The organism is Faecalibacterium sp. OF04-11AC, assembly GCF_003460645.1.
GTDB classification, from domain to species: Bacteria; Bacillota; Clostridia; order Oscillospirales; family Ruminococcaceae; genus Faecalibacterium; species Faecalibacterium prausnitzii_I.
Window position 1 is genome coordinate 116,354 of sequence record NZ_QTVP01000001.1, and the last position, 24,941, is coordinate 141,294.

General features: G+C 39.3%; 26 protein-coding genes. 24 read left to right on the forward strand and 2 right to left on the reverse strand.

All coding sequences use genetic code 11. From position 1 onward, the window contains the following. Positions 1-18 precede the first annotated feature (18 nt). The 23 genes from DXA70_RS00540 (at position 19) to DXA70_RS00650 (ending at position 23,145) form a co-directional block, all read left to right on the forward strand. Positions 19-1,191 carry a galactokinase family protein gene (locus DXA70_RS00540; protein ID WP_128117250.1) on the forward strand — a complete coding sequence of 391 codons (1,173 nt, stop codon included), beginning with the start codon at positions 19-21 and terminating at the stop codon, positions 1,189-1,191. A 13-nt stretch (positions 1,192-1,204) separates the two neighbouring features. Then, positions 1,205-1,945 (forward strand): nucleotidyltransferase family protein, encoded by a 741-nt coding sequence (locus DXA70_RS00545; protein ID WP_128117251.1) that lies wholly within the window; start codon positions 1,205-1,207, stop codon positions 1,943-1,945. A 28-nt stretch (positions 1,946-1,973) separates the two neighbouring features. Beyond that, complete coding sequence (locus DXA70_RS00550; protein WP_278321290.1) at positions 1,974-3,224, forward strand: nucleotide sugar dehydrogenase; 1,251 nt, start codon at positions 1,974-1,976, stop codon at positions 3,222-3,224. A gap of 203 nt (positions 3,225-3,427) precedes the next feature. Beyond that, positions 3,428-4,045 (forward strand): glycosyltransferase, encoded by a 618-nt coding sequence (locus DXA70_RS00555; RefSeq protein ID WP_243000904.1) that lies wholly within the window; start codon positions 3,428-3,430, stop codon positions 4,043-4,045. A gap of 184 nt (positions 4,046-4,229) precedes the next feature. Beyond that, the gene (locus DXA70_RS00560) at positions 4,230-5,435 is read left to right on the forward strand and encodes a glycosyltransferase (protein ID WP_128117252.1); all 1,206 of its coding nucleotides are present in this window, start codon (positions 4,230-4,232) and stop codon (positions 5,433-5,435) included. A gap of 263 nt (positions 5,436-5,698) precedes the next feature. Continuing rightward, a complete protein-coding gene (locus tag DXA70_RS00565) occupies positions 5,699-6,580 on the forward strand; it encodes a glycosyltransferase (protein WP_128117253.1) in 882 nt (293 codons plus the stop codon). 20 nt (positions 6,581-6,600) lie between these two features. Beyond that, a complete protein-coding gene (gene wzy / locus DXA70_RS00570) occupies positions 6,601-8,091 on the forward strand; it encodes an O-antigen polysaccharide polymerase Wzy (protein WP_128117254.1) in 1,491 nt (496 codons plus the stop codon). Positions 8,092-8,109: 18 nt separating this feature from the next. Next, positions 8,110-9,192: a polysaccharide pyruvyl transferase family protein gene (locus DXA70_RS00575; protein ID WP_128117255.1), complete on the forward strand. Its 1,083-nt coding sequence runs from the start codon at positions 8,110-8,112 to the stop codon at positions 9,190-9,192. Further along, on the forward strand, positions 9,189-9,785 hold the full coding sequence (locus tag DXA70_RS00580; protein WP_243000906.1) for a DapH/DapD/GlmU-related protein: 597 nt from the start codon (positions 9,189-9,191) through the stop codon (positions 9,783-9,785). Before DXA70_RS00575 ends, DXA70_RS00580 begins: the two co-directional genes overlap by 4 nt. 11 nt (positions 9,786-9,796) lie before the next feature. Then, positions 9,797-10,717: a deacetylase gene (locus tag DXA70_RS00585; protein ID WP_128117256.1), complete on the forward strand. Its 921-nt coding sequence runs from the start codon at positions 9,797-9,799 to the stop codon at positions 10,715-10,717. A 32-nt stretch (positions 10,718-10,749) separates the two neighbouring features. After that, complete coding sequence (locus tag DXA70_RS00590; protein ID WP_128117257.1) at positions 10,750-12,174, forward strand: oligosaccharide flippase family protein; 1,425 nt, start codon at positions 10,750-10,752, stop codon at positions 12,172-12,174. Between the two features lie 9 nt (positions 12,175-12,183). Further along, a complete protein-coding gene (locus tag DXA70_RS13885) occupies positions 12,184-12,957 on the forward strand; it encodes a Coenzyme F420 hydrogenase/dehydrogenase, beta subunit C-terminal domain (protein WP_278321297.1) in 774 nt (257 codons plus the stop codon). Then, positions 12,954-13,292, forward strand: coding sequence for a hypothetical protein (locus DXA70_RS14995; RefSeq protein WP_278321291.1), 339 nt, complete (start codon positions 12,954-12,956; stop codon positions 13,290-13,292). Before DXA70_RS13885 ends, DXA70_RS14995 begins: the two co-directional genes overlap by 4 nt. 47 nt (positions 13,293-13,339) lie before the next feature. Beyond that, positions 13,340-14,461 carry an ATP-grasp domain-containing protein gene (locus DXA70_RS00605; RefSeq protein ID WP_128117260.1) on the forward strand — a complete coding sequence of 374 codons (1,122 nt, stop codon included), beginning with the start codon at positions 13,340-13,342 and terminating at the stop codon, positions 14,459-14,461. 4 nt (positions 14,462-14,465) lie between these two features. After that, on the forward strand, positions 14,466-15,542 hold the full coding sequence (locus DXA70_RS00610; protein ID WP_128117261.1) for a hypothetical protein: 1,077 nt from the start codon (positions 14,466-14,468) through the stop codon (positions 15,540-15,542). Between the two features lie 102 nt (positions 15,543-15,644). Next, positions 15,645-16,352, forward strand: a complete 708-nt coding sequence (locus DXA70_RS00615) for a metallophosphoesterase (protein WP_158565109.1) — start codon at positions 15,645-15,647, stop codon at positions 16,350-16,352. A gap of 40 nt (positions 16,353-16,392) precedes the next feature. After that, a complete protein-coding gene (locus DXA70_RS00620; protein WP_128117263.1) occupies positions 16,393-16,845 on the forward strand; it encodes a hypothetical protein in 453 nt (150 codons plus the stop codon). Positions 16,846-16,954: 109 nt separating this feature from the next. Then, positions 16,955-18,340 (forward strand): phosphoglucosamine mutase, encoded by a 1,386-nt coding sequence (gene glmM / locus DXA70_RS00625; RefSeq protein WP_128117264.1) that lies wholly within the window; start codon positions 16,955-16,957, stop codon positions 18,338-18,340. An 89-nt stretch (positions 18,341-18,429) separates the two neighbouring features. Beyond that, positions 18,430-20,298, forward strand: coding sequence for a glutamine--fructose-6-phosphate transaminase (isomerizing) (gene glmS, locus DXA70_RS00630; protein WP_128117265.1), 1,869 nt, complete (start codon positions 18,430-18,432; stop codon positions 20,296-20,298). A 17-nt stretch (positions 20,299-20,315) separates the two neighbouring features. Further along, positions 20,316-20,654: a helix-turn-helix transcriptional regulator gene (locus DXA70_RS00635; RefSeq protein ID WP_128117266.1), complete on the forward strand. Its 339-nt coding sequence runs from the start codon at positions 20,316-20,318 to the stop codon at positions 20,652-20,654. 351 nt (positions 20,655-21,005) lie between these two features. After that, complete coding sequence (locus DXA70_RS00640) at positions 21,006-21,662, forward strand: hypothetical protein (protein ID WP_128117267.1); 657 nt, start codon at positions 21,006-21,008, stop codon at positions 21,660-21,662. Continuing rightward, positions 21,646-22,050 (forward strand): NUDIX domain-containing protein, encoded by a 405-nt coding sequence (locus tag DXA70_RS00645; protein WP_128117268.1) that lies wholly within the window; start codon positions 21,646-21,648, stop codon positions 22,048-22,050. The genes DXA70_RS00640 and DXA70_RS00645 overlap by 17 nt, the downstream gene beginning before the upstream one ends. 432 nt (positions 22,051-22,482) lie before the next feature. Then, on the forward strand, positions 22,483-23,145 hold the full coding sequence (locus DXA70_RS00650) for a hypothetical protein (RefSeq protein WP_128117269.1): 663 nt from the start codon (positions 22,483-22,485) through the stop codon (positions 23,143-23,145). 147 nt (positions 23,146-23,292) lie between these two features. Here DXA70_RS00650 and DXA70_RS00655 read toward each other — a convergent pair whose 3' ends face one another. Further along, complete coding sequence (locus tag DXA70_RS00655) at positions 23,293-23,841, reverse strand: ImmA/IrrE family metallo-endopeptidase (RefSeq protein ID WP_158565110.1); 549 nt, start codon at positions 23,839-23,841, stop codon at positions 23,293-23,295. Positions 23,842-23,887: 46 nt separating this feature from the next. Beyond that, the gene (locus tag DXA70_RS00660) at positions 23,888-24,325 is read right to left on the reverse strand and encodes a helix-turn-helix transcriptional regulator (protein ID WP_158565111.1); all 438 of its coding nucleotides are present in this window, start codon (positions 24,323-24,325) and stop codon (positions 23,888-23,890) included. 292 nt (positions 24,326-24,617) lie between these two features. On the opposite strand from DXA70_RS00660, the gene DXA70_RS00665 reads away from it, so the two are divergent. Then, a complete protein-coding gene (locus tag DXA70_RS00665) occupies positions 24,618-24,803 on the forward strand; it encodes a hypothetical protein (protein ID WP_128117272.1) in 186 nt (61 codons plus the stop codon). Positions 24,804-24,941: the final 138 nt, after the last annotated feature.

A 24,941-nucleotide genomic window follows, 5' to 3' on the forward strand; every position in this document is an offset into this window, starting at 1 on the left:
GAATAGGAAAACAAGTCGATGAAGTGTGTTGTGGTTTACAAGGAATTATACCATCAGGAGCCGTTTGATGTGGCGTTTTGCCCGTACCGTATCAGTCCGCTAGGTGCGCATATCGACCATCAGTACGGAAAAATCAATGGATTGGCAATCGACAAGGGAATCCACATGGCCTACCACCCGAAGCAGAATGGTGTTGTGGAATTGCAGTCGCTGAACTTCCCGAAGCGCGCCCAGTTCTTTGTAAGTGCAGTGCCGGAGGAAAAACAGGGAGACTGGGCAGACCATCTGCGCGGTGCAGCAAAGATGCTGGGTGAAAAGTACCGTTTGAAAGTCGGTCTGTCTGGCATCATTGAGGGAAGTCTGCCGATTGGCGGTTTGTCTTCGTCCGCGTCGGTAATTATCTGCTTTCTGTCGGCACTGTGTAAAGTGAATGGTATCCATCTGGAACCGATGGAGATGATCCTCACAGCAAAAGCGGCGGAAAATCAGTATGTCGGTGTTTCTTGTGGCAAGCTCGATCAGAGCTGTGAGGTGCTTTCCAAGAAAAATCACTTGCTGTACCTCGATACGAAAGATGATAGCTATGAGTTGATCCCTACCAGCGAGAAGATGAAGCCCTACAAGGTTGCAATTTTCTTCTCTGGTTTGGAACGTTCTTTGAAAAACTCTAAGTACAATCTGCGGCAAGATGAGTGCAAGGCAGCGGCCTATGCACTGATGGGCTATGCAGGGATGGACTATGATACCTTTGCAAACACCCGGCTCCGTGATGTACCGTTTGAGGTCTTTGAAGCCTATAAAGATCGTTTGCCAGAGTTGTGGCGCAGACGTGCAGAGCACTATTACAGTGAGTTCGCTCGTGCCGAAAAGGGTGCAGAACTGTGGCGTAAAGGTGATTTGGAGGGCTACGGTCAGCTTGTTTTTGAAAGCGGAAAATCCTCTATTTATAGCTATGAGTGTGGCTGCGATGAACTGAAAAAACTGTATGAGATCATGACCGATACCGATGGTATCTACGGTGGCCGCTTCTCTGGTGCGGGCTTCAAGGGTTGCTGCATGGCATTGATTGACCCGGACAAGGCCGAAGATATTGAAGCGAGGGTGACAGCAGAGTATCTGAAAGCGTTCCCAGCACTGAATGGAAAGTATAGTTTCCATTTGTGTGAGAGTGCCGATGGCGTGGAACTATAAGGAGAGTACATAGATGAAATGTTTGATTTTGGCAGCGGGCTATGCTACACGGCTTTATCCGCTGACAGAGAATTTCCCGAAACCGCTTCTGAAAGTGGGCGAGAAATCCATCCTTGATTGGTTGGTGGATGATCTGGTGGACACCACCGACATTGACGAATTTGTGGTGATTTCCAACCACAAGTTTGCACAGCATTTTGAGGATTGGAAAAGTAATAAGCAAAAGACGCGGCCTTATGAGATTACTGTGATCGACGATGGTACAAGCACCAATGAAACTCGTCTGGGAGCAGTCAAAGATATTCAACTGGCGGTAGAAAAGCTGAATCTGGCTGATGATTTGCTGGTTATGGCTGGCGATAATGTGCTGGATTTCAGCCTTTCAAAGTTCGTTGATTTTGCCAAGGAAAAGAATACTTCCTGTGTGATGTGCCATGAGGAAAACGAACTGAAAAAGCAGCAGAAAACAGCAATCATCACGCTCGATAACTCGGATCTGATTACGAGCTATGAGGAAAAGCCAAAGGAACCAAAAGGAAATCTGGCTGTGCCGCCGTTCTACTGCTATCGTGCCTGTGATGTAAAGCGGATTCAGGAAGCTCTGGAGAAAGGCTGCGGCTATGACGCACCGGGCAGCTTTGCGGCTTGGTTGAGCAAGCAGACACCGATGCACGCTTACGTCATGCCGGGTAAGAGGTATGACATTGGCGATATTAACAGCTATGAGTATGTAAAGAGTGTGTTTTCAAAATAAAAACGCAAAGAGAGAGGAGAAAGTAATCATGAGAGATTTTAAGGATTTGAAAATTGCTGTGGCCGGAACTGGCTACGTTGGACTTTCCATTGCAACGCTGCTGAGCCAGCATCATAAGGTTATGGCAGTGGATATTGTGCCGGAAAAGGTGGAACTTATCAATAGCAAAAAGTCTCCGATTCAGGACGAATACATTGAAAAGTATCTGGCAGAGAAAGAACTGAACTTAACTGCAACACTGGATGCAAAGGAAGCATATAGCGATGCAGATTTTGTTGTTATTGCTGCTCCTACCAACTACGACAGCAAGAAGAATTTCTTTGATACTTCTGCGGTTGAAGCGGTTATCAAGTTGGTGATTGAGTATAACCCGGAAGCAATCATGGTAATCAAGTCTACGATTCCTGTTGGCTTCACTGCAAGTGTTCGTGAAAAATATCACTGCGATAACATTATCTTCAGCCCGGAGTTTCTGCGTGAGAGCAAGGCTCTATACGACAACCTGTATCCGAGCCGTATCATCGTTGGCACGGATGTAGAAAACGCCCGTCTGGTGAAGGCTGCACATATTTTTGCTGAATTGCTTCAGGAAGGCGCAATCAAAGAAAACATTGATACGCTGTTCATGGGCTTTACCGAGGCAGAAGCGGTCAAATTGTTTGCTAATACCTATCTGGCTCTGCGTGTTAGCTACTTCAATGAATTGGATACCTATGCAGAGATGAAGGGCCTGAACACTCAGCAGATCATCAATGGTGTCTGCCTTGATCCGCGTATCGGCACTCATTACAACAATCCCAGCTTCGGCTACGGCGGGTACTGCCTGCCCAAGGACACTAAACAGCTGCTCGCAAATTATGCCGATGTACCGGAAAATTTAATTGAAGCAATCGTGGAATCTAACCGTACTCGCAAGGACTTTATTGCGGATCGTGTGCTTGAAATTGCTGGTGCTTATGAAGCAAATGACAGCTGGGATGAGAGCAAGGAAAAGGAAGTCGTGGTTGGTGTTTACCGTCTGACGATGAAGAGCAATAGCGATAACTTCCGTCAGAGTTCCATTCAGGGCGTCATGAAGCGCATTAAAGCCAAGGGTGCAACGGTTATTATCTATGAGCCGACGTTGAAAGACGGTGAAAAGTTCTTTGGCAGTCTTGTGGTGAATGACTTGGATGAGTTTAAAAAGAGGAGTCAGGCAATCATTGCAAACCGCTATGATATGTGTCTGGATGATGTGAAAGAGAAAGTTTATACGAGAGATATTTTCCAGAGAGATTAAAGCAGAATAAGCAATATATTCTGACATTTTAATGGCTGGCCTAGTATGGTTTGAAACGAATTGACTAGTAACTAAGTAATCTGAGCAGAGTTGCAAAGAACGGCAATAAACAATGTACAATGTTGACCTTGAACTATAAGCATAAAATATAGTGCGCTAATAATGATCTTATAAAATTTAAATGAACAGGAATTAAAAACCGTATGAAAGTACAACTATCAATATGTATTGTTGCATACAATAATTACGATGATGTTGCGAAAGCAGTTTCGAGTCTTGAAGAATATACGCCCTCACAAATAAAAAAACAAGTGTATATAGTTGATAATAGCATGTATTCAAAAGAGCAAGAAGAAAACTTAGCTGTTTTGGACAGCGTTATTGCTAGATATGATGATGTTTGCATTATTAATGTGGGAGCAAATCTAGGATTTGGAAAAGGCCATAACTATATATTGGATGAACTTGAATCAGAGTATCATGCAATTGTAAACCCAGATATTATTTTTACGGAGGATGTTTTCTCTCCAATCATTGAATACATGAGAAATAATAGAGATGTTGGAATGTGTATTCCCAATATTACAGATGAAAAAGGAGAACGATTACAAGTTTACAGAAGGGAGCTGACGGTTTTTGATATGTTTATTCGAATGTTTTGCAAGAACCTCTTCCCAAAAAGAAACGCGATGCATACTTTGCAAGATCAGGATTATACACAACCATTTCAAGTTCCGTTTGGACAAGGGAGCTTTTTAGTTATAAGAACAGAACTGTTTAAGAAATTGAATGGTTTGATGATAGATTTTTCATGTATTTAGAAGATGCCGACTTATGCAAACGAGTAAATGAAATTTCAAAACTGATGTATTATCCAGGAGCCTCTGTCGTTCATAGGTGGGAGAAAGGATCTCATAAGAACAAGAAGTTGCTTATGTATCATATCCAATCTATGCGAAAATATTTTGAAAAATGGGGCTATAAGTGGTATTAAGGAGAAATATTATGAAACTACTTGTTATTCAAGAACAACATTTTACAAAATTACCAAATGGTCAGGTTTGGGTCGATAAGCAGTCTGATACAAAATTTTGGGAACGCTACTTAAGTGCTTTTGATGAGATAGTTGTGTGCGCTAGAATGAAGTGCGCAGATAGTTTGGGCGTAAAGGCATTGCGGTCAGATAGAAATGAAGTCTCATTTATTGGAATGCCTGATTTCAGAGGTGCAGCAGGTATTATAAAGCACTATTTCCAGATTCAAAAAGCTCTGTCTTTAGCATTAAAAGAGGCAGACTGTGTTATTTTTAGAGCGCCCAGTCCGATTTCAATGGTTTCATATGGTATCGTTCGAAGAAGCGGAAAACCTTTTGCTGTTGAATTGATGAACAACCCTTTCACACATTTTTCTCCGGGGTCAATGCATCATTTCTATCAACCAATCATTCAGAAATTTATAACAAATCAGACGAAACGTATGTGCAAAGCAGCAAACGGCGTTTCGTATGTAACAGATCATGTTCTACAGGAGCTGTATCCGTCTACAGCTAGATTAAATAATAAAGAGACAGAAAAGTATTTTGAAAGCTCTTATTCGACAATTAATATAAAGAAAGAAGACTATTTGAAAAGAGAGTGGCCGAATCAAAGGCCTACAGAAGTTGTTCTGGTTCATTCTGGAGAGATGCTGGATTATCGAAAAGGACAGGATGTTTTTATTAACGCAATTGCGGAATTAAAGGAAAAAGGCTATCCAGTAAGGGGAATTTTAATTGGCGATGGATTAATGCGTCAAGAGTTTGAGAAGATGGCAAAAGAATTAGGTGTTTCAAATGCTATTGAGTTTACAGGGTGGAAATCTGGCTTCAAGCAGGTGCAAGCAGAGTTGTTGAGGGGGCATTTTTTTGTCTTTCCTTCAAGTGGCGAAGGTTTGCCGAGATCGGTGATTGAGGCAATGGCATCTGGGCTGTTATGTTTTGGTTCAAAAATCGATGGTGTAGTTGAGCTGCTAAATGAAAAAATGCTGGTTGAGAATATGGATGGTCATGCATTTGCACAGCATATTGAACCATTTTTGGATGATTGGTCTATGGCGTGTGCAGAAAGAAACATACAATTTGAAAAGTCAAAAGAGTATGAGGCGAGTATCCTTAATAAGAGAAGATCCGAATTTTATAAAAAATTACGTAATTTAGTTGATACACAAAAATAAGATATTGATGTTATTACGCAGAGGCACGTTTTTGGAGCACTAGAAAAGGGAAAACATAAGAAAGATGAAAAGAGTTTTACAGGTCTTGGGTTCACTGCAAAGAGGCGGAGCTGAAACGATGGTAATGAATGTTTACCGTCAAATGAATCGTTCAGATCTTCAGTTCGATTTTTTACTAAAGGAAAAAGTCAATGATGGCTACGAGCAAGAAGTCAAGGCGTTGGGAGGGCACATTTTTATGTTGAAGCCCCAAAAAAATAGGCGTGAAAAATTACATAAAAAATGTGAAGGCCGTTATAGAACAGAATGGCCCTTATTGCGCGGTACATTCTCATATGAATGTAATGTCCGGCTTGATTATGTTCTCGGCTTGGTTGTCGGGAATCAATCTTCGCATAAGCCACAGTCATAGTACACGCTTTACAAATTCATTTCCGACTATTATTTTAGGAAAAACCCTTATAAAAATATTTGCTAATAAGAAGGTTGCGTGCGGGCAAAAAGCGGGAAAAGCGCTTTTTGGACAGAGCAAATTCAGTGTTATTCCAAATGGAATTAATACCGCTAAGTACTATGTCTATGATGAAAACACCCGCAGCATTTTGCGTCGAAAACTAAACATGAAATTAGACGCATTTCAAATATGTCATGTTGGTCGGTTTGTTGATGTTAAGAATCATAAGTTTATCCTTGAAGTTGCAAGGGAATTGAAAAATGATAATGTAAATTTCCAAGTGCATTTACTAGGAGATGGCGAACTCTTCGATGAAATTCATCAGATGGCTAATGAAATGAATCTTGAAGAAGTATGCTTTCATGGGAGTGTAGAGAACGTCAACGAATATCTCAAGGCATCAGACTTGTTTATACTGCCTTCTAAATATGAGGGACTTCCGGTAACATTGGTTGAAGCACAGAGTGCAGGAGTTAAGTGCTTGGTTTCGAACGGTGTTCCAACAGAAGCCGATTTCAATCTTGGATTAATGGAAGCGCTTCCCCTAGAGAAGGATATTTGGGTTACAAGGATAAAACAGTGTGTGTCTAATAAAAAAAGAATAGCGCAATCAGATATTGAAAGTGCAATAAGGAATAGAGGATATGACATTAGAGATAGCGCGAATAAGATGCTTGAAGTATATTTATAAAATCAAGGGGGAAGAGGAGTATGGGAGGTAAAAAGATAAAAGTTTGTAGACAAACCATATATGCTTTTCTGCTTTTGATGTGCCTTATAATTGCTTATGCTTATGAATCTACAATGGTCGGTTCGGGAGTTCTTCATAATATACAGTTTGTTTCAATAATAGGAACAGGCATTTTACTTTATATTATTGCTTCGTGGAAAACTGTATACTATCGAATTCTCTCCCCATATATAATTATTGTATCTACATTATATCTTACTTTATGTGGACAAAGCGTTGCATGGGCATTTGGACTTAAAGCAGGCTATAGAGACTTGAGATATGCTGCATATGGGACTGTGACGTTTCTGAACAATGAGCTGTGTCATGCATTACTCTATTCGTATTTATGTATTGTGATGCTGCATGTCGCAGTTCTTGCGTATGTTGATCCCAGTACAAAGAAAATGAAAAGAGTTGAGAAGGCATTTGAAAAAGAGAAACAAAATCAACTCAACTCAATTGACAAAAGGTTATACAAAATACTTGTTGTATTCGGCATGCTATTGATTGCTTTAACTATTGTTCCATATTTAGTGACGAATTTAAAATCGTATTCTATTATGCGAATTAAAGGGTATGGAGCACAGTACGATAGCGTTTCATATGGATTGAATTCAATTGGCGCCAAGATTGCCGATTTTTTTCCAGTTGGAGTAGTTACACTGCTTTTTGCATGGGGGAAAAAAACAGAATACAATAAAAACAATTATGAATTAAAGTGTACATTTGCTTACCTAATAGTAGGGTTGCATCTGTTCATTCAGCTGTTGCTTTCCCAAAGAACGGGAGTTATTCTGTTTACCGTTGCAATTTTATTTCTGTATTTTACAGATAAGAAAATACCAAGAAAATGGATTCTTTTTGGAATTCTAGGGTGTGCGATTCTGATGGCAGGAATGCGCATGGTTGATATGATCAGAAGTGGTTCTGTAGCAGATATATCAGACTTTTTTACGTATGTAGCAGATGATGACAATAATCCTGTTTTGGATTTTTTGGGAGATATTGGCTGGAATCTGATGACTACACTAGAGTTCCAGAAGGTAATCCCTAGCGCACATGGGTTTGGTTTGGGATCATCCTATTTAGTGTCTATGACATCAATTATTCCGAATTTGAATTTCTGGACGGTTCATCCGGCATATCAATATGGAAATATCTCCGGTTGGCTACAAGAATACTTAAGGTTTTCATTTGGAATTGGATGCACACCAGTAGCAGAATCTTATTACAATTTTGGAGTATTTGGATTTCTATTTTTTCTAATCTGGGGCAAATTCATCGCCAGCCTGAATAGGAAATTCGATTCGCCGAAATCAATATTAGATAATTATCAAGTAATTCTGTTTATGGGGATTTTGCTGAAATCATCGGTTCGAAGTAGTATGTTTGCAGTATTTAGACCTTATATTTTTTATGTGGTATTACCAGTTATTTTGATAAAACAGTATATCAAAATCGAACGCTAAAAGCATAAAGAGGTAACTATGAAAATTGGGATTTTAACGTGGCATAAGGAATGCAATCACGGTGCCGTTTTACAGGCTTATGCTTCACAGGAAATGTTAAAGAAATTAGGTGCAAATCCCGTGATGCTTGATTATATCGCAAATGATAATAATATGGATAATGCTTTTGGCAAGCGGTTAAAGCGAGCAATTAAAAGACTTAAGCCTGATGCATTAAAAGTCAGAAAAATGCTACCAGAATGGAATGATGAAAAAGTTAAAAAAATTGCAGACTTTAGAGCGGAGATGTTTGCACTAGGTGATATGTACAGTGCAGAAAAAGGACTTGATAAAGTTTTGATCGGCAGTGATATGGTCTTTGATTTTTATGAAGGATATAACCCATTCATGTACGGAAAAAACGTGAATTGTGATTATATTTTTGCGTATGCAGCATGCTTTGGATACACTACAGACGAACTGTTTGAAACTTATGAACATAAGGATGAAATCATTGCGTATATAAAGAAAATGAAGGCGTTATCTTATCGGGATGACAATACGGGGCATCTTCTAAAAAAATATTGTGGAGCGAATAATGCTGTAAAAGCGATTGATCCAGTGATGCTTTACGGATTTAAACAAGAACGCAAACTATGGGCAAAACATAACAATCGCATGCCTTATATGGTAATCTACTCTTACACATATAATATGGATACCCCGAACGAAATTCGCATTATAAAAAAGTTTGCAGAAGATAAAGGCTTGAAAATTGTTTCTGTAGGATATATCCATACATGGTGCGATGAAAATGTAAATGCCAGCCCGATGGAATTTATAGATCTTTTTGAAAATGCAGATTATATTGTGACAGACACATTTCATGGAACTGTCTTTTCGCTAACGTTTTCCAAGCAATTTGCAGTTGTAGTGAGGAATAATGCATTTAAAATTGTTGATGTTCTGGATTCCGTTGGTCTTTACAATAGGTCTAAAGATCCGCTGGAAAAACAATTTAAGGAGAGCATTGATTATAATTGCGTTGAAACTAATATAGAAAAACTCAGAAAGAGATCATTTGACTATTTAAAAAGCCAAGTAGCAGGTGACGTACAATGATTAAAAGCAAGGATGATTTAGAATACTACTTAAAATGCGACAAAGTGGCACTGAAAATTCCTTCAAATCGATTTTTTCCACGACCTTTTTTCGATTTAATCTGGAAATATGAGATAATCCTGCGAAATACAGAATACCACAAAAATAATAGCGGATTGTTTCACAAACTTTTGTACTATTATAACCGAATTAGATTAGAAAGAATGAGTGCAAAACTGTCTATTTCTATAAAGCCGAATGTTTTTGGACCAGGCTTGAGTATTGCACATTATGGCGGTATTGTTGTTAATCCAAATGCGCATATTGGAAGTAATTGTCGAATTCACGAGGGGGTTACTATTGGAGCAACAAACGGTAGTAATAGAGCAGCTTTAATTGGAGATAATTGTTTTATCGGTAGTGGGGCAAAGGTAATAGGTGAGGTAGAACTTGGCAATAATGTGACGATTGGAGCGGGAGCTGTTGTTATTAAATCTGTAGCAGATAATAATGTAACCTTAGTAGGAAATCCAGCACGTCCAGTAAACTACAATGGATCTGCCAAAAATGTGATATGCGCAACTGAAATTGTTGATGGATACCATAGAAAGTGAGGGGCTAGGCTTTGAAAAGAAACTTCATAATTACAGTTGACACCGAGGGTGACAATCAGTGGAGCATATATAACGGACAAAATATTACAACCGAAAATGCAAATTTCATTCCTCGTTTTCAGGAAATGTGTGAGGAATTTGGCTTTAAACCGGTGTATCTGGTTAATTACGAAATGGCCAATAATGATTTTCTAATGGACTACTTAAAGAAAAAACAAAAAGAAGGAGTTTGCGAAATCGGAACACATCTCCATTCGTGGTACTCTCCACCTGAGCATAAATTGGAAAGAAAATTTGAGGCTAATCCATACATTACAGAATACCCCAAGCAAATTGTTTATGAAAAAATTGACTTTATGACGAAATTGATTGAAAGTAAAGTTGGAATCAGGCCAATTGTTCATAGAGCGGGTCGTTGGGCATCAAGTGATTGTATGTTTGACATCCTTAGTGAATTAGGATACATAGCGGACTGTTCTGTTGTTTCCGGTTGCAATATGCTTAATTATCCGGGAAAAACGGTTGCATATGGATTTGATTATAGAATGTATCCCAATGAGGCTTATCTGGTAAGGGATAATTTGATTGAAATTCCAATGTCAGTTAGTCACGTTCACACCTTAGAGGGTAAGAGCATAAAAAACCGTGCGAAGAATCTTATAGTGGGTAAAGACCGTTGGCTGCGTCCTGCAATTTCCACTGTTAAGGAAATGAAGCTGCATATAGACGAACGGGTTGAAAATGGCTCTGACTATGCGGAATTCATGATTCACTCTACCGAACTTATGCCTGGAGGAAGTCCGTATTTTAAAAATTCCCGTGATGTTGAAAGGGAATATAAAGATATGAGGACTATATTTACGTATGCAGTGCAATGTGGGTTTGAAGGTATTACGATGCGGGATTATGCAAAGAAATTTCTTGAGAAATAAGTGCGAAGTTATCTGGGATCGGAGAAAATGGAATGGCGCAAAATCAAAATGCAAGTGCAAGACTAGCTAAAAACACTGTCATATATATGATTGGAAATCTTGGAAGTAAGATTCTTCAAGTGTTGATACTTCCGCTGTTGACGGCAGTATTGCTGACAGAAGAGTACGGATATTACGACCTGATTGTTACAACAATTAACTTAATCACTCCAATTGCAACGCTTCAACTGGTGGAGGCAATGTTTCGATATTTATTTGGAGGGAGTGAAGAAGAAAAGCGCGTTACGATCTCTTCGGTTACAGCTGCCTTAGTTGTAGGAATGACCATTTTAGCAGCGGTGATTGCCCTTATTCAAATGTTTGGCATTGATTTAAAGTATCCGTTTTTAATTTACTTAAATTATATTACGAATATTTTATTTGATTACATGCAAAAAATTGCTCGGTGCCAGCAAAGAAATTCGTTGGTTGCGGTATCGGGAGTAATTAACACATCGGTGATGCTGGCAGTTGAAGCTATGGCACTTTTAGTTTTCAAGATGCGAGTTGACGGTATGCTATTGGCAAACTGTGTTTCGTATTTTGTTGCAGTTCTATATTTGGAGTATAAACTCCGAATTGAGGAGTATCTTTCCATTGCTGCAATTAATGTTAAACGAGTTAAAGAATTACTTAAGTATTCATTGCCGTTGGTCCCTAATAGCGTTTGTTGGTGGGTCGTATCTGCCTGTGATAGATATGTCATTTCTTTCTTTCTTTCGATTTCTGCTAATGGCATTTATTCCATCGCCGGTAAATTCTCCCAAATGCTATCTATGATAACAAGCGTGTTTCAAATGGCTTGGCAGGAAAGCTCGATTATTGAATCTGATAAGGCCACACGTGATGAATTTTATACAAAAACCTTTGATTCATATATGAGATTTTTACTATCGGGCTATGTGGTTTTGCTTCCAATTATTCGATTAGCAATGCCATTTTTGGTTGCAGAGGAATATCGTATTGGATATTTGTATAACCCGTTACTGCTTCTCGGCGCTGTTTTTTCGGCATTTTCTCAGTTTTACGGTAGCGCTTATTTAGCATTCAAAAAAACAGGGGGAGCATTATCAACAACGATTATTGCAGCAATTATTAATGTGGCTGTTGGTGCATGCCTCATTAGTAAAATCGGATTATATGCCACTGCTCTTGGAACGACATGTGCTTTTTTAGCACAATGGCTATTAAGAGCTAATCAAATGAAGGATTACTTTAGAGTGAAAATCAATACTAAAGTTTTGAGTTTTATGGCTCCGACTATGATAGTATATTATGCCTTATATTATAAAGACAGCGTTGTATTGCATTTGACAATGCTCCTTGTCGCAAGTATTGTTTTCTGCACAGTGAATCGAGAGATGATTAGAAAAATATTAGCGACTGTAAAAAAGAAAGTTAAAAGTCAACAGTATTAAGGTGTGAAAATGAAAACAGTATGCGATGCTAACAAGTGTAACGGATGTATGGCGTGTCTCGCAGTATGTCCGCGTAAATGCATTACTATTAGAGACGACATTTATAATTACAATGCAGTTATAGACCAAACTGCTTGTATCAACTGTAACGCATGTGAAAGAGTTTGCCCTAATCTTTCGGTTCAGCAGAAAGTAAAGCCTTATAAATGGGAACAGGGATGGTCTTACAGTGATGCTCGAAGAAATGCGGCATCTGGAGGAATTGCATCTGAGATAATTCGGGCGTTTATTTCGTCTGGTGGATATGTGGCTTCCTGCTTGTTTAGAAATGGTGAGTTTGTTTTTGATATCACAAATGATCTTGATACTGCAAAGTGCTTTGCAGGCTCCAAATATGTTAAAAGTAACCCCGAAGGAATATATGAAAGAATAAAAGACAGGCTAAAATCACATAAGGTCTTATTTATAGGGCTGCCGTGTCAAGTTGCAGCGCTAAAGAATTATATAAAAGCTCAAGACAACTTATATACTATTGACCTTATTTGCCACGGAACTCCATCGCCGAGGGTTTTAAGTTATTATTTAAAAGAGCATGGAATTGATATAAATTCGGTTGATGATATTAGATTTAGAAATCATAATTCATTCCAGCTTGCATCTGATTATGCGGTTTTCAACCCAGAGGGTGTAGATGATTATTTGTTATCCTTCTATCGACATCAATCTATACAGAGAACTGTTACTCATGCAAATATGCTTCTTTTGAACGAATTAGTGATATGACATTGGGGGATTCCTGGGGAACTGTTTTTACTGACGAAATCGCCGAGGGAGTTTCTTTGATACTCATTCAAACACAAAAGGGAGAAGATTTAATAACGGGACTAAACGCCTTTTTAACAGATGTTGACATAGAAAGAGCTATAAATGCAAATACACAATTGCAAGAGCCTGCAAGAATGTCTCCATCTCGAAGCATGTTTTTAAATGCAGTAAAAAATGAGGGATCGTTTAGAATCGCAACACTAAGAGCTTTTCCTCAAATTGTTATAAAACGTTGGGTAAAAAGATTGTTGTTTAAAGTTAACCTATATCGTCCAGGGGGGGGTATAGATTAACGGTTCGTACTAAAAAAGATGATTTGGATATATAAAAGGAGATAAAAATGGAAAGGGAATTTATCGTTCTTTGTGGTGAACATTATAATCCACTGGGCATTATAAGAAGCCTTGGAGAGGCAGGGATAAAACCAATTGCAATCGTTAAGAAAAATGAATTTCAATTGACTAGTAAAAGTAAATATATCAAAAAACTGCATTTTGTAAACAGTATTGAGGAAGGTTTTAATCTTCTACTTGAAACCTATGCAAATGAAAAATGCCCGCCTTATGTATATACAGCTGACGATAAGACGATGACTCATATTGATCAACATTATGACGAAATACGTGGCAGGGCATTTTGCTTTAATGCCGGTAAACCGGGAAGAATTACATTCTACATGAATAAAGACAATATTAATCGTATTGCAATCAAGCATGGATTAAATGTGTTGAACGCTACTGTTGTGAATAAGGGAGAGATTCCATCGGGACTTGAGTATCCGATTATAACAAAACCAATTGCCTCGACCATGGGTGCATGGAAGGGAGATATGTATATCTGCAATAGCGAAAAAGACTTAAAGGAAGCGTATGGAAAAATTTTAAGCGAAAAACTGTTATTGCAAAAATATATACATAAGAAAAATGAATACTGCTTGGAAGGACTAAGTGTCGCGCACGGACAGAGTGTTGCAATATCAATTGCCTCAAGCTATAATTACATTTTGGATAATGGCTATAGTCCGTATATGACGGTGAGAAATTTTGATAAGCCGGCTTTAGGAGAAAAATTGAAAGAAATTCTAAAGGAAATAGGTTATGAAGGCATATTTGAAATAGAGTTCCTTGTAGATGAAAATGATCAACTTTGGTTTTGCGAAATTAATTTCAGAAACTCTACATGGAGTTATGCTTCGACATGTGCAGGTATGAATCTTCCTTACAAATGGGCTGAATATATGAGGCAAGGTAAGATTGATTCGGATTTTATAAAAAAAGTGCCTTCTGACTTCACGGCTATGGTAGAAGTTCATGATTATGCAAATAGAGTGAAAACAAATAAAATTAGTAAGTTGCAGTGGTTTAATGAATTGAGAAAATGCAAGTGTCGCTATTTCCTTGGAAAAAACGATTTAATGCCAGTGCTTTCAATGTTTATGCACAAGTTAGAAGGAAAAAGATAATTTTATGAAGAAAACAATAGGATTTTGTGGAGCTTGTATCGCATTTTATATTGGAGCTGGCTTTGCAACCATGCAAGAAGTAATGCAGTACGAGGCATCGTACGGAAGTCGGTATTGGATTGTTGTTTTGGTGACAGCACTTGTTTATATTTACACCAATATCTCGTTTGCAACTAATGGAAATATCAGTAAAATTGAAAGAGGCGGTGAGATTTTTTCGTTATATTGTGGCAAGAAAATTGGTGCTTTTTATGATGCATTTTGTGCGTTCTTTTGCTATATGTGTTTCATTGTTATGTGTGGAGGCGCAAATTCTACGGCAACAGAACAATGGAATCTTCCTAATGGCGTGGGTGCAATCATATTAACGATTGCTGTCATAGCAACTGTTATAATGGATCTGGACGGAATTTTAAAGGTACTCAATAAAATTGGCCCTATAATCATAGTTACAATACTGGCAATCGCTGTGATTTCAACCTTGAGACCTGTTGAGCCATTTCAGAGTGGTCTTTTGAAGATAGATTCAGGTAACTATGAAATTGCTCAAGTCGGAAATAATAATCCTGTTGCTTCAGGAGTATCGTATGCAGGCTTTGTAATTCTTTGGTTTGCGCCGTTTATATCAGAGATTGGTTCCAAAAATAAACTTGGAGATGTTAACAAAGGAATGCTGCTGTCGGCAGTTGCTATATTTGGAACGGCAACAATTTGTTGTATTGCTTTAATAGCGAACATAGATATTACGTGGAATGTTGGGATTCCAGCACTAGCATTGGCAAAAAAGATCAATCCGTTATTCGCGGTTTTTTTCGCAATTATTATATTTCTCGGAATATACACAACAGCAGTACCTTTGCTATGGGCTGGCATAAAAAAATTGTCTGACATAACCTGTTTTGCAAGTAAATATAAACTGATTACTGTTTGCATGGGGATGATTGGGTGTCTTACTTCTTGCTTTTTTCCATATAAAGGGCTACTAAATTTTTTGTATGGGCTAAACGGATATATGGGATTCCTACTGATCGTTTTTATGGTTGTTCACGATGTCAAAAGGTTTATTAAGATGAATCTGTGATATCTTACAATTGAATACACACATCAAATGTGTGTACGGATTTTGTATTTGTATTTAGGCGGGGATAAAATGAGAATAGTCCGATATAGAGTAAACACAGCCATGGATACGAAATATACGATTGCTTTGATTTCAGATTTACATGGAATGTTTCATGCAGAAATATTACAGAGTTTAAAATCTGAAAATCCTGATATCATTGCAATTGTGGGTGATTTTGTTGATTCGTCGTTGCAGGATAATTCAGAGGCTATTTCTTTTCTAAAAGAATGCGCTAATATTTGTTTTACCGCCCTTTCATTAGGAAATCATGATTATTTAATATGTGAAAATGATTTTCATATCATGAAAAATCAAGGAGTTCATGTTTTGAATGATACATGGGAGAGGTTTAATTCCGAGATTGTTCTAGGAGGGCTCACATCATCTTTTTATCATAAATGTGAACATTACGATCCTAAGGTGCCAATGAAACTGTATCCCAATACTAACTGGCTTAATCTTTTTGAAAAGCAGAATGGGTATAGGATATTATTAGATCATCATCCCGAAAATTATGATCAGTACACTAGGATGCGAGAAATCGATTTAATATTGTCTGGGCATAATCATGGTGGACAGATTCGACTGCTGGGGAAGGGGGTATATGCAAGAAACCAGGGACTATTTCCCAAATATGATGGAGGAATATTTGATAACCGCCTTATTGTTAGTAGAGGATTATCCAACACGCTGCCGATTCCGCGTTTTTGGAACCCAATAGAGCTTGTGTATATTGATTTACTTCCTAGACAAAAGACCTTATTGTAGGTAACTGATACCATCTTAGTGAGCTTAACGAGGAAATTTTATGAAATGCGTTGTTCTTTATAACAGTTGCGATAAAGAAAGATTTGAAAACATTTTGAAATGGAACGCACTGTCTTATTGTGAGTTTTGGGGCATATGTTGTGATGATTATAGTGGCGTGAACGAGATAGTGAAGAAAAAAGATGAAATAACAAAAGCTGTGCATGAATCGGATTTTATGATGGTTATAGCTGGGGAGCATGGGTATGATTCATATCCATGCCTTGACGGATTTAGGAACTGGATATCTTTTGCAATCGCGGAAAATGCAAGTTGTAGAAAGAAACTCGTCGTTGTAAAATTGCAACTTTCTAGTCCGGTTCCGATGGAAGCATATGGTATAGGTGCAGTGTGGGTGCATACTCTTTCAGAAGATTCTCTTAATCGTGTTTTTAAGAATCTTATTAGCGACGATTTAGGCTTTAAAGATTGGAAAAGTCAATTAGGAAGATAAACTGTGTGTTTTGAAGGGAGCAAGTTGAAGATGAATAAATAGGCAACGGATTATACTCCGGCTAAAGCATATATTCGTTAATTCACTCTTTGTAATAGGGAAAACTATAATGGGAAAATATTTTGGAACCGATGGCTTCCGTGGTGAAGCCGGAATTACATTAACAGCAGACCATGCTTATAAAGTGGGGCGCTTCCTTGGCTGGTACTACAATGCACTGCATGAGCGCAACGGTGATACTGATCCAGCTCGTATCGTCATCGGCAAGGATACCCGCCGTAGCTCCTATATGTTTGAGTACAGCCTGGTCGCTGGGTTAACCGCTTCCGGTGCAGACGCTTATCTGCTCCATGTTACCACTACTCCATCTGTGGCGTACATCGCTCGCGTGGATGACTTCGATTGTGGCATTATGATCTCTGCCAGCCACAACCCGTACTACGACAACGGCATCAAGCTAATCGACTGCTACGGCGAGAAGATGCCGGAAGAGACTCTGTTGCTGGTAGAGGATTACATTGACGGTAAGCTCCAGGTGTTCGACCAGGACTGGCCGGAGCTGCCCTTTGCTCATCGTGAGCATATTGGCTGCACGGTGGACTATGTGGCAGGTCGTAACCGCTACATGGGCTACCTGATTTCTCTGGGCATCTACTCTTTCAAGGGCATCAAAGTTGGTTTGGATTGTGCTAACGGTAGTTCTTGGAACATTGCAAAGTCCGTTTTTGACGCACTGGGCGCAGATACCTATGTAATCAACAATCAGCCTAATGGACTGAACATTAACAACAACGCTGGTTCTACTCATATTGAGGGCTTGCAGAAGTTCGTTGTGGAGAAAGGTCTGGATGTTGGTTTTGCCTTCGATGGTGACGCCGACCGCTGCCTGTGCGTGGACGAGAAGGGTAATGTCATCACTGGCGACCATATCCTGTATATCTATGGCTGCTACATGAAAGAGCGTGGCAAACTGCTGACCAATACTGTGGTTACGACCGTTATGTCTAACTTTGGTCTGTACAAAGCGTTTGATGAGCAGGGCATTGGTTATGCTAAGACTGCCGTGGGCGACAAGTACGTCTATGAGTATATGGCAAAGAACGGCTGCCGTATCGGTGGTGAGCAGAGCGGCCATATCATTTTCAGCAAGTATGCAAGCACCGGCGATGGCATCCTGACCAGTTTGAAGATGATGGAAGTTATGCTGGCTAAGAAGAAGCCGATGAGCGAGTTGGCGGCACCTCTGAAGATTTATCCGCAGGTGTTGGAGAATGTCCGTGTGACTGATAAGAAGGCTGCACAGAGTGATCCGGCGGTGCAAGAAGCAGTGTCTAAAGTTGCTGAGGCTCTGGGCGATACCGGCCGTATTCTAGTGCGTGAGTCTGGCACTGAGCCGGTGGTTCGTGTTATGGTGGAAGCACCTGACCATGATACCTGCCAGAAGTATGTTGATGAAGTGGTCAATGTGATCTGCGAAAAGGGATATAAGGTATAAAGTCAATGACGACTCTGGCAGTGTCCGGAGTCGTTTTGTGTAAGTGGAAAAGTATCATAGAAAAATGAATAATAGGAGGGGCAAAACCTATGTGTGGAATCGTTGGATTTACAGGAAATCGACAGGCAGCACCGATCCTGCTGGACGGTCTGTCAAAACTGGAATATAGAGGATATGACTCGGCTGGACTGGCTGTCCGTGACGGAGAAAATCTGGCACAGGTCGTGAAAGCGAAGGGGCGCCTGTCCAATCTGATCGAGAAAACAGATGGCGGCAAGGCATTGAAAGGAACCTGTGGTATTGGTCATACTCGTTGGGCGACCCACGGTGAGCCGAGTCAAACCAATGCACATCCGCATGTTTCAGGTAACTGTACCCGTTCTGGTTCCGGAACAGTGGAGTCTGAGGTCGTTGGCGTACATAACGGCATCATCGAGAACTATACCGAACTGAAAGAAAAGTTGCTGAAGCACGGTTATACATTCTATAGTCAGACGGATACGGAAGTGGTCATCAAGCTGGTGGACTACTATTATAAAAAGTACAACCTCGGTCCTATTGATGCCATCGCTAAGACGATGGTGCGTGTCCGTGGTTCCTACGCTCTTGAGCTGATGTTCCGGGATTATCCGGGCGAGATCTGGGTGGCACGTAAGGATAGCCCGATGATCATCGGCATTGCGGATGGTGAGACCTATGTGGCTTCGGATGTCCCGGCAATTCTGAAATACACTCGCAATGTGTATTACATTGGAAATCTTGAGTTCGCAAAGCTCGTTCCGGGTGAGGCACATTTCTATGACCTGAACGGCGATGAAATCGAAAAGCAGACCACTGAGATCAAATGGGATGCAGAAGCAGCAGAAAAGGGCGGCTTTGAGCATTTCATGATGAAAGAAATCCATGAGCAACCGAAAGCTGTCCAAGATACCCTGAATTCTGTGATCAAAGATGGAGCTATCGACCTGTCCGGTGTGGAAATCACCGAAGAGGAAATTAAGAACTTTGAGCAGATCTATATCGTTGCCTGCGGTTCTGCATGGCATGTGGGCATGGCTGCTCAGTATGTGCTGGAAGATATAGCGGATATCCCGGTGCGTGTGGAACTTGCATCTGAGTTTCGCTATCGCAAGATGCCAGTCAATCAGAAAGCGTTAGTTATTGTGGTCAGCCAGTCGGGTGAGACTGCGGACACATTGGCCGCACTACGACTTGCAAAAGAAAAAGGCATTACCACGATGGCGGTTGTTAATGTGGTTGGAAGCAGCATCGCTCGCGAAGCGGATAAGGTGTTTTACACACTCGCTGGACCAGAAATCTCTGTCGCGACAACTAAGGCATACAGCGCACAGCTTGCGGCGATGTATTGCTTGGCTGTTCAATTTGCAAAAGTCAAAGAAAAGATTACAGAGGAGCAGTACAGCTACTATATTTCTGAATTGCTGACCCTTCCGGAAAAAATGCAAAAAGTACTGGAAGATAAGGAACGCATCCAGTGGTTCGCAGCTAAGTATGCTAATGCACATGATGTGTTTTTTGTAGGCCGTGGTATTGACTATGCGGTTTGTTTGGAAGGCAGTTTGAAGCTGAAGGAGATTAGTTATATCCACTCAGAAGCATATGCTGCAGGCGAATTGAAACATGGAACCATTAGCCTAATTGAGCAGGGAACGCTGGTTATAGGTGTGCTGACACAGAAAGAATTGTATGAAAAAACCATCAGCAATATGTTGGAGTGCAAGAGCCGTGGTGCATATTTGATGGGCCTGACAACCTATGGCAACTATGAGATTGAGGATCAGGTGAATTTTACAGTCTATGTACCAAAAGTGGACGAACACTTTGTTGGCAGTTTGGCAGTGATTCCTCTGCAGCTGATGGGCTATTATGTGTCTGTTGCGAAGGGACTGGATGTTGATAAACCGCGAAACCTTGCCAAAAGTGTAACAGTAGAGTAAAAGCAGGAAAGTCGCTTATGTATGATCCAGAGAAAGACTATCAGCTTATGTTTGCTAGATTAAAAGATATTTGTCAAAAGAAAAATATAACAAATTACGCACTAGCAAAGGCAACAAACTTGTCAAATTCGAGCATTAGCAATTTGATGAGTGGAAAAACAAAGCCATATCTTTATACGATACTGTTAATATGCTCAGCGTTAGATATATCTATAATGGATTTGTTTGGAGATAATAAAGAAGGAAATAGCGAAGAGCAACATATTATACATACCTATCGGATGCTATCACAAGAGAAAAAGAAATTGATTAGAATTTATCTTGATATGTTAATAGAATATAATGGAAAATTGTGATTTTTGAAAAGAGTTGTTGCTTTAGAATGAGCGAGAGCATAACGGGATCGTTCATCTAAATGGGTGTGAAGTTATAACGACATATGAGATTCTTTATAACGAAATACAAACGGAATGGAAAATATGATATGCTGTTAATGGAGAAGTTTATAAACCGTGTCCTGACTTGATTCACACTAGAAAAATGTGAATCTGGAAACGCAATAAGAGAATGTACTAGTGTCAGGATGGGCATTTACCCATATGCTCTGTCAAACTTGTTTCCGTAGATGTAGTGCGGATATAAGTATGGCAGAGCATTTTTATAGTTGTCATAAGCAGGATAAAATGAATTCACTAGGAGGGGATAAAATGGATAAGACTTGTGGGATTCTCTTTTCAGGTGGACTAGATTCAAGTTTGGCTGTTTGTGAAATGATCGAAAATGGCTATGGGGCATATTTGTTTCATTACGACACAGGGGCTTTGATTTCAAATAACTTAGTTGATATTCGCTACAAAGAGTTAAAAGAGGTATATGGAAATAAGATTTTAGATATGTGCCATTATAAGATTGGAGGAATGTTTAGAAAACTAGCATTGGTTTCTATGGAGGAAGATATAAAAAAGTATAATGTTAGCCTCATATGTGTTGGATGTAAACTAGCAATGCATGTACAAAGCATTATATTCTGTAATAAATTTGAAATAACTACAATGGCTGATGGCTCTACAAAGCGACAGCAGCGGTATGGAGAACAACGAGGAATTGCATTAGATTTTATTAAAGGACTCTATGGCGAGTATGGAATCTCTTATAAAAATCCGGTCTATGAAATGGAAAAGAAAGAGATAAAATATGGTCTATTTGATCGTGGAATGACAATACAACCGTTAGAAGATACGTGCTTGTTTAGTAATACATTTTCAATAGCAGAGGATGAGGTGATAAAGCAATACTTGGATGAAAAGAAGAGCTTGTGTAAAGAACTAATAGAAAGGGGATTATCGTATGAAAAAAATAGATAAAGTTGGCGGCATCATTCTGAGAGGAAAGAAACTCTTAGTAGTAAGAAAAAGAACTAAAGATAATAGAGAAGAATATATTATACCCGGAGGAAAAAGAGAAGGAAACGAAACCGACTTTGAAACATTGAAACGAGAACTGTTAGAAGAAATTCAAGTAGAACTTTTTGAAATGCGGCCATTTGGCGGTTTTGATGACATTGCAATATTTGAAAACATTCCAATTCATATTGAGGTCTATTTTGCAGAGACGCGGGGTGAACCCAAATGTGATAGCGAAATCAAAGATTTGGTTTGGATTGATAAAAATTACACTACCGAAGGCATAAAATTGGGTAGTGTGTTGGGAAAGTTTGTGATTCCCAAATTGGTTGATATGGGGTTGATGTAATATAAATATCAAGGATTATTTGTCTGTTGGAATACCAAGTTTAGCACTATGTATTGCTCTGTACACTTTTTTGTCGAATAACTCTAAGTTTAGAGAGTTCGGAAAAAAGTTTTGGGGAACAGTAATGCTACAACTTATTGCAATCATGTTTTGCGCAGGCGCATTAGTTACGGATTTCATAATATCGAAAAGTGAAGAGGACTCTGTATTCTATAATGTAAGTTCAAAAGCGTCTAGTGTGCTTGTACTACTTTTTTTATTCTCCTATATGGCCAGTTGGATATATATGTGTAAAATTTTTTACACAATATATGGGAGCTTATATCATCTGAGGAAGAAACGTTTTATTAAATATACTAGACCTGTGGCGTGGTTTTATGAAAATTTATACATAAAACTTTTTATGAAAAAAATTATAGGGATAGAGGCGTAGTGAATTTTGATATTTTTAGTGAGAGTGGAGTTGATAGCCTAAAGCTTGAAAAGATGAAAAAAGGCGGAACGCTATTGCTTTTGTATGATGATAATGTTGATTATACAAAAATCTTGACAGACTATATTAAAGAAACTATATCTGATGGTGACACCGTTGACTATACTACAACATATAGAAGTCCCCTCGATATATGTCGATCATTCAAGGACGAAGAATTGTCTACGATTACTAAACACTTATCAATTATAGACTGCTTCTCACCGCACTATTCATTTGATGATAAAGTGGTAAAATTTAGTAAGCAAGAATTTTCGCAAAAAGGGTTTAAGTTTTTTGATGCGGAATCATTTGCCGATGTTCATACAGCGGCGAATGATTCATGGTATAGGTTTAGAAAGATTTGTAAAGCGGAAGAAAATCAATACAGAATACCACACAGAACAATATACGATACGTTGTCTTCGCTGATTGGATTTTCAAGTGAAGAATTATATTTTCTATTTATAAGGCACGTTATAGCATCGGAAAAGTCGTATGGAATGATTTCCTTATTTATAGAACCAGATTCGATAAAAAAGGAAATTAAAGCAGATTTGATAAGAATGTCAGATGTGGTAATCAAATATGGTACCGTAGGCTATGAAGTCATAAAAACGTAGTAAAGTTTGTTAGAAGAATGAAAAAGTGAGGGATATATTTCCTGATAAATATGGATTTATAATAGTCCTCGCAAACAACGACAAAGCCCGTAATGGACAAGCACAACGACTGTTCATTACGGGCTTTTACATTATTAGAATAGTATTTTAGCCAAGGGCTGTTGCATCAAATCTGAAATGGACCGGAAGTTTGAAGCACTCAATAAAGGCGTGATGCTGCGCATAGTAGTGTCGGAGGTCGTAACCCATGCGATACAGCTCCAGCAATTTGACAAGTACCAAGTTAGGATGAATCCGCTTTAAGGCGGCAATCTGCGCAGTGTCTAATCCTTGCTTTGTGAGATTATAAATCTCGTTGCTGTCCAGCATAAGATGAGATGTGAACGCATTTTGCTCATGCAGGATGATATGCTTGTCCTTGATGGCGATGAACTTTTTCATAGAGTTCACATCAGGATGCTTCAGATAATGCCCAAGGGCATAACCACATACCATCTGCTTTGTGTACTTATCAATGTGTTGGTTAATGAAAATCATGTGATCGTGCCACTGGAAAGCAAACAATCCGAGCAAGTCGTGGAAACAGTCAGTTTCGCTGACTTCCATGCCGACATTTAAGGCAATTTTCTTAATGTTTCTTGTTCCGAAATTTTGAACGAGATCGTTGGCCTGTTGATGAATTAAAAGAGAATCCATACAAATACTCCTTTCGGGGCATCTGCTGCTGGGAGCAACAGATAGGTCATTCGGTCTGGCCGCTTGATTTTTGAGTGCGAACATGCTCCGCTTCTTTTCGCAGCTTTTCTTCTTTGTGCTTGAAATAGGCTTTTTGCATTACGATCATAATACCATCCATATCTTCATCAGATAGTTCCCCGGAAGCAAACAGTTCTGATAAATCTAATGCAAGCTGTTGTGCTTCCATCCGTCCACGCTCTCCAAAAACTTTCCCGGCCTTGGCGATAAACTCATCGGAAGATGTGTTTTCGGTGTACAGGTAATTCAGGGGAACATGAAAGATGTCAGAGAGTTTCTGGTATATTTCTCGTTTTTTGGGATAGCGTTCTTCTTTTTCGTATCCGGCAATCGTTCGGGTAGTGACACCAAGCATTTTTGCTAGTTCAACCTTGGTATAGCCATTTCTTTTCCGCAAATCATAGAGTTTTTCTCCAAATTTCATGTGATTGCATACCTTTCTGGTGTGGTGTGTGTTCATCAGGTAGTAGGGGATATGTAGCGGAATCTCTGAAAATTGTTATAGAAAGTAAGTTTCCGACTTTCTTCTTGACAAGATGCCGTTAGTTGCATATAATATTGCTATATTCGATGTAATGCTTGCATTATACATGAAAAATCCAGTGATTGCAAGATGAAAGGAGCATGATTATAAGAAAGATGAAAGAAAGTTAAGTTCCGCAATAGTCATACAATAGAGGATTGGAAAAGTAAAACACTAAAAAGGAGGATGCAGTTTGGACAAAGAACAGTTTGTTGTCCGCACCGATGGTGGAGTGCGGATCGGAACCAGCGGAGTGATTGATGGCAAGGTTGTACTTCATGTGAAACAGGGAAAGAAGCAAGATTGCATCCTGCTGGAACGTCTGATAGAGAAAATCCATCATGCGGCTGCAAGTGATACCATGTGCAGCGACTTGTAAGATGGAAGCAGGCAATGGGTGTGCTGTTGCAGAAGTCTAGGTAAGCACCATGAGTAGCTGGCCAGTTCTGCAAAACGGCAGTCATGCTACAATAGAATAAAACTGTTTGATAAGAGCGATACCGCATGACGAGTATAG

Bases quoted from the DNA above. Each gene is read 5' to 3' on its own strand.
- DXA70_RS00540 (WP_128117250.1), top strand. From the start codon at position 19: ATGAAGTGTGTTGTGGTTTACAAGGAATTATACCATCAGGAGCCGTTT.
- DXA70_RS00545 (WP_128117251.1), top strand. From the start codon at position 1,205: ATGAAATGTTTGATTTTGGCAGCGGGCTATGCTACACGGCTTTATCCG.
- DXA70_RS00550 (WP_278321290.1), top strand. From the start codon at position 1,974: ATGAGAGATTTTAAGGATTTGAAAATTGCTGTGGCCGGAACTGGCTAC.
- DXA70_RS00555 (WP_243000904.1), top strand. From the start codon at position 3,428: ATGAAAGTACAACTATCAATATGTATTGTTGCATACAATAATTACGAT.
- DXA70_RS00560 (WP_128117252.1), top strand. From the start codon at position 4,230: ATGAAACTACTTGTTATTCAAGAACAACATTTTACAAAATTACCAAAT.
- wzy (WP_128117254.1), top strand. From the start codon at position 6,601: ATGGGAGGTAAAAAGATAAAAGTTTGTAGACAAACCATATATGCTTTT.
- DXA70_RS00575 (WP_128117255.1), top strand. From the start codon at position 8,110: ATGAAAATTGGGATTTTAACGTGGCATAAGGAATGCAATCACGGTGCC.
- DXA70_RS00580 (WP_243000906.1), top strand. From the start codon at position 9,189: ATGATTAAAAGCAAGGATGATTTAGAATACTACTTAAAATGCGACAAA.
- DXA70_RS00590 (WP_128117257.1), top strand. From the start codon at position 10,750: ATGGCGCAAAATCAAAATGCAAGTGCAAGACTAGCTAAAAACACTGTC.
- DXA70_RS13885 (WP_278321297.1), top strand. From the start codon at position 12,184: ATGAAAACAGTATGCGATGCTAACAAGTGTAACGGATGTATGGCGTGT.
- DXA70_RS14995 (WP_278321291.1), top strand. From the start codon at position 12,954: ATGACATTGGGGGATTCCTGGGGAACTGTTTTTACTGACGAAATCGCC.
- DXA70_RS00605 (WP_128117260.1), top strand. From the start codon at position 13,340: ATGGAAAGGGAATTTATCGTTCTTTGTGGTGAACATTATAATCCACTG.
- DXA70_RS00610 (WP_128117261.1), top strand. From the start codon at position 14,466: ATGAAGAAAACAATAGGATTTTGTGGAGCTTGTATCGCATTTTATATT.
- DXA70_RS00615 (WP_158565109.1), top strand. From the start codon at position 15,645: ATGGATACGAAATATACGATTGCTTTGATTTCAGATTTACATGGAATG.
- DXA70_RS00620 (WP_128117263.1), top strand. From the start codon at position 16,393: ATGAAATGCGTTGTTCTTTATAACAGTTGCGATAAAGAAAGATTTGAA.
- glmM (WP_128117264.1), top strand. From the start codon at position 16,955: ATGGGAAAATATTTTGGAACCGATGGCTTCCGTGGTGAAGCCGGAATT.
- glmS (WP_128117265.1), top strand. From the start codon at position 18,430: ATGTGTGGAATCGTTGGATTTACAGGAAATCGACAGGCAGCACCGATC.
- DXA70_RS00635 (WP_128117266.1), top strand. From the start codon at position 20,316: ATGTATGATCCAGAGAAAGACTATCAGCTTATGTTTGCTAGATTAAAA.
- DXA70_RS00640 (WP_128117267.1), top strand. From the start codon at position 21,006: ATGGATAAGACTTGTGGGATTCTCTTTTCAGGTGGACTAGATTCAAGT.
- DXA70_RS00645 (WP_128117268.1), top strand. From the start codon at position 21,646: ATGAAAAAAATAGATAAAGTTGGCGGCATCATTCTGAGAGGAAAGAAA.
- DXA70_RS00655 (WP_158565110.1), bottom strand. From the start codon at position 23,841: ATGGATTCTCTTTTAATTCATCAACAGGCCAACGATCTCGTTCAAAAT.
- DXA70_RS00660 (WP_158565111.1), bottom strand. From the start codon at position 24,325: ATGAAATTTGGAGAAAAACTCTATGATTTGCGGAAAAGAAATGGCTAT.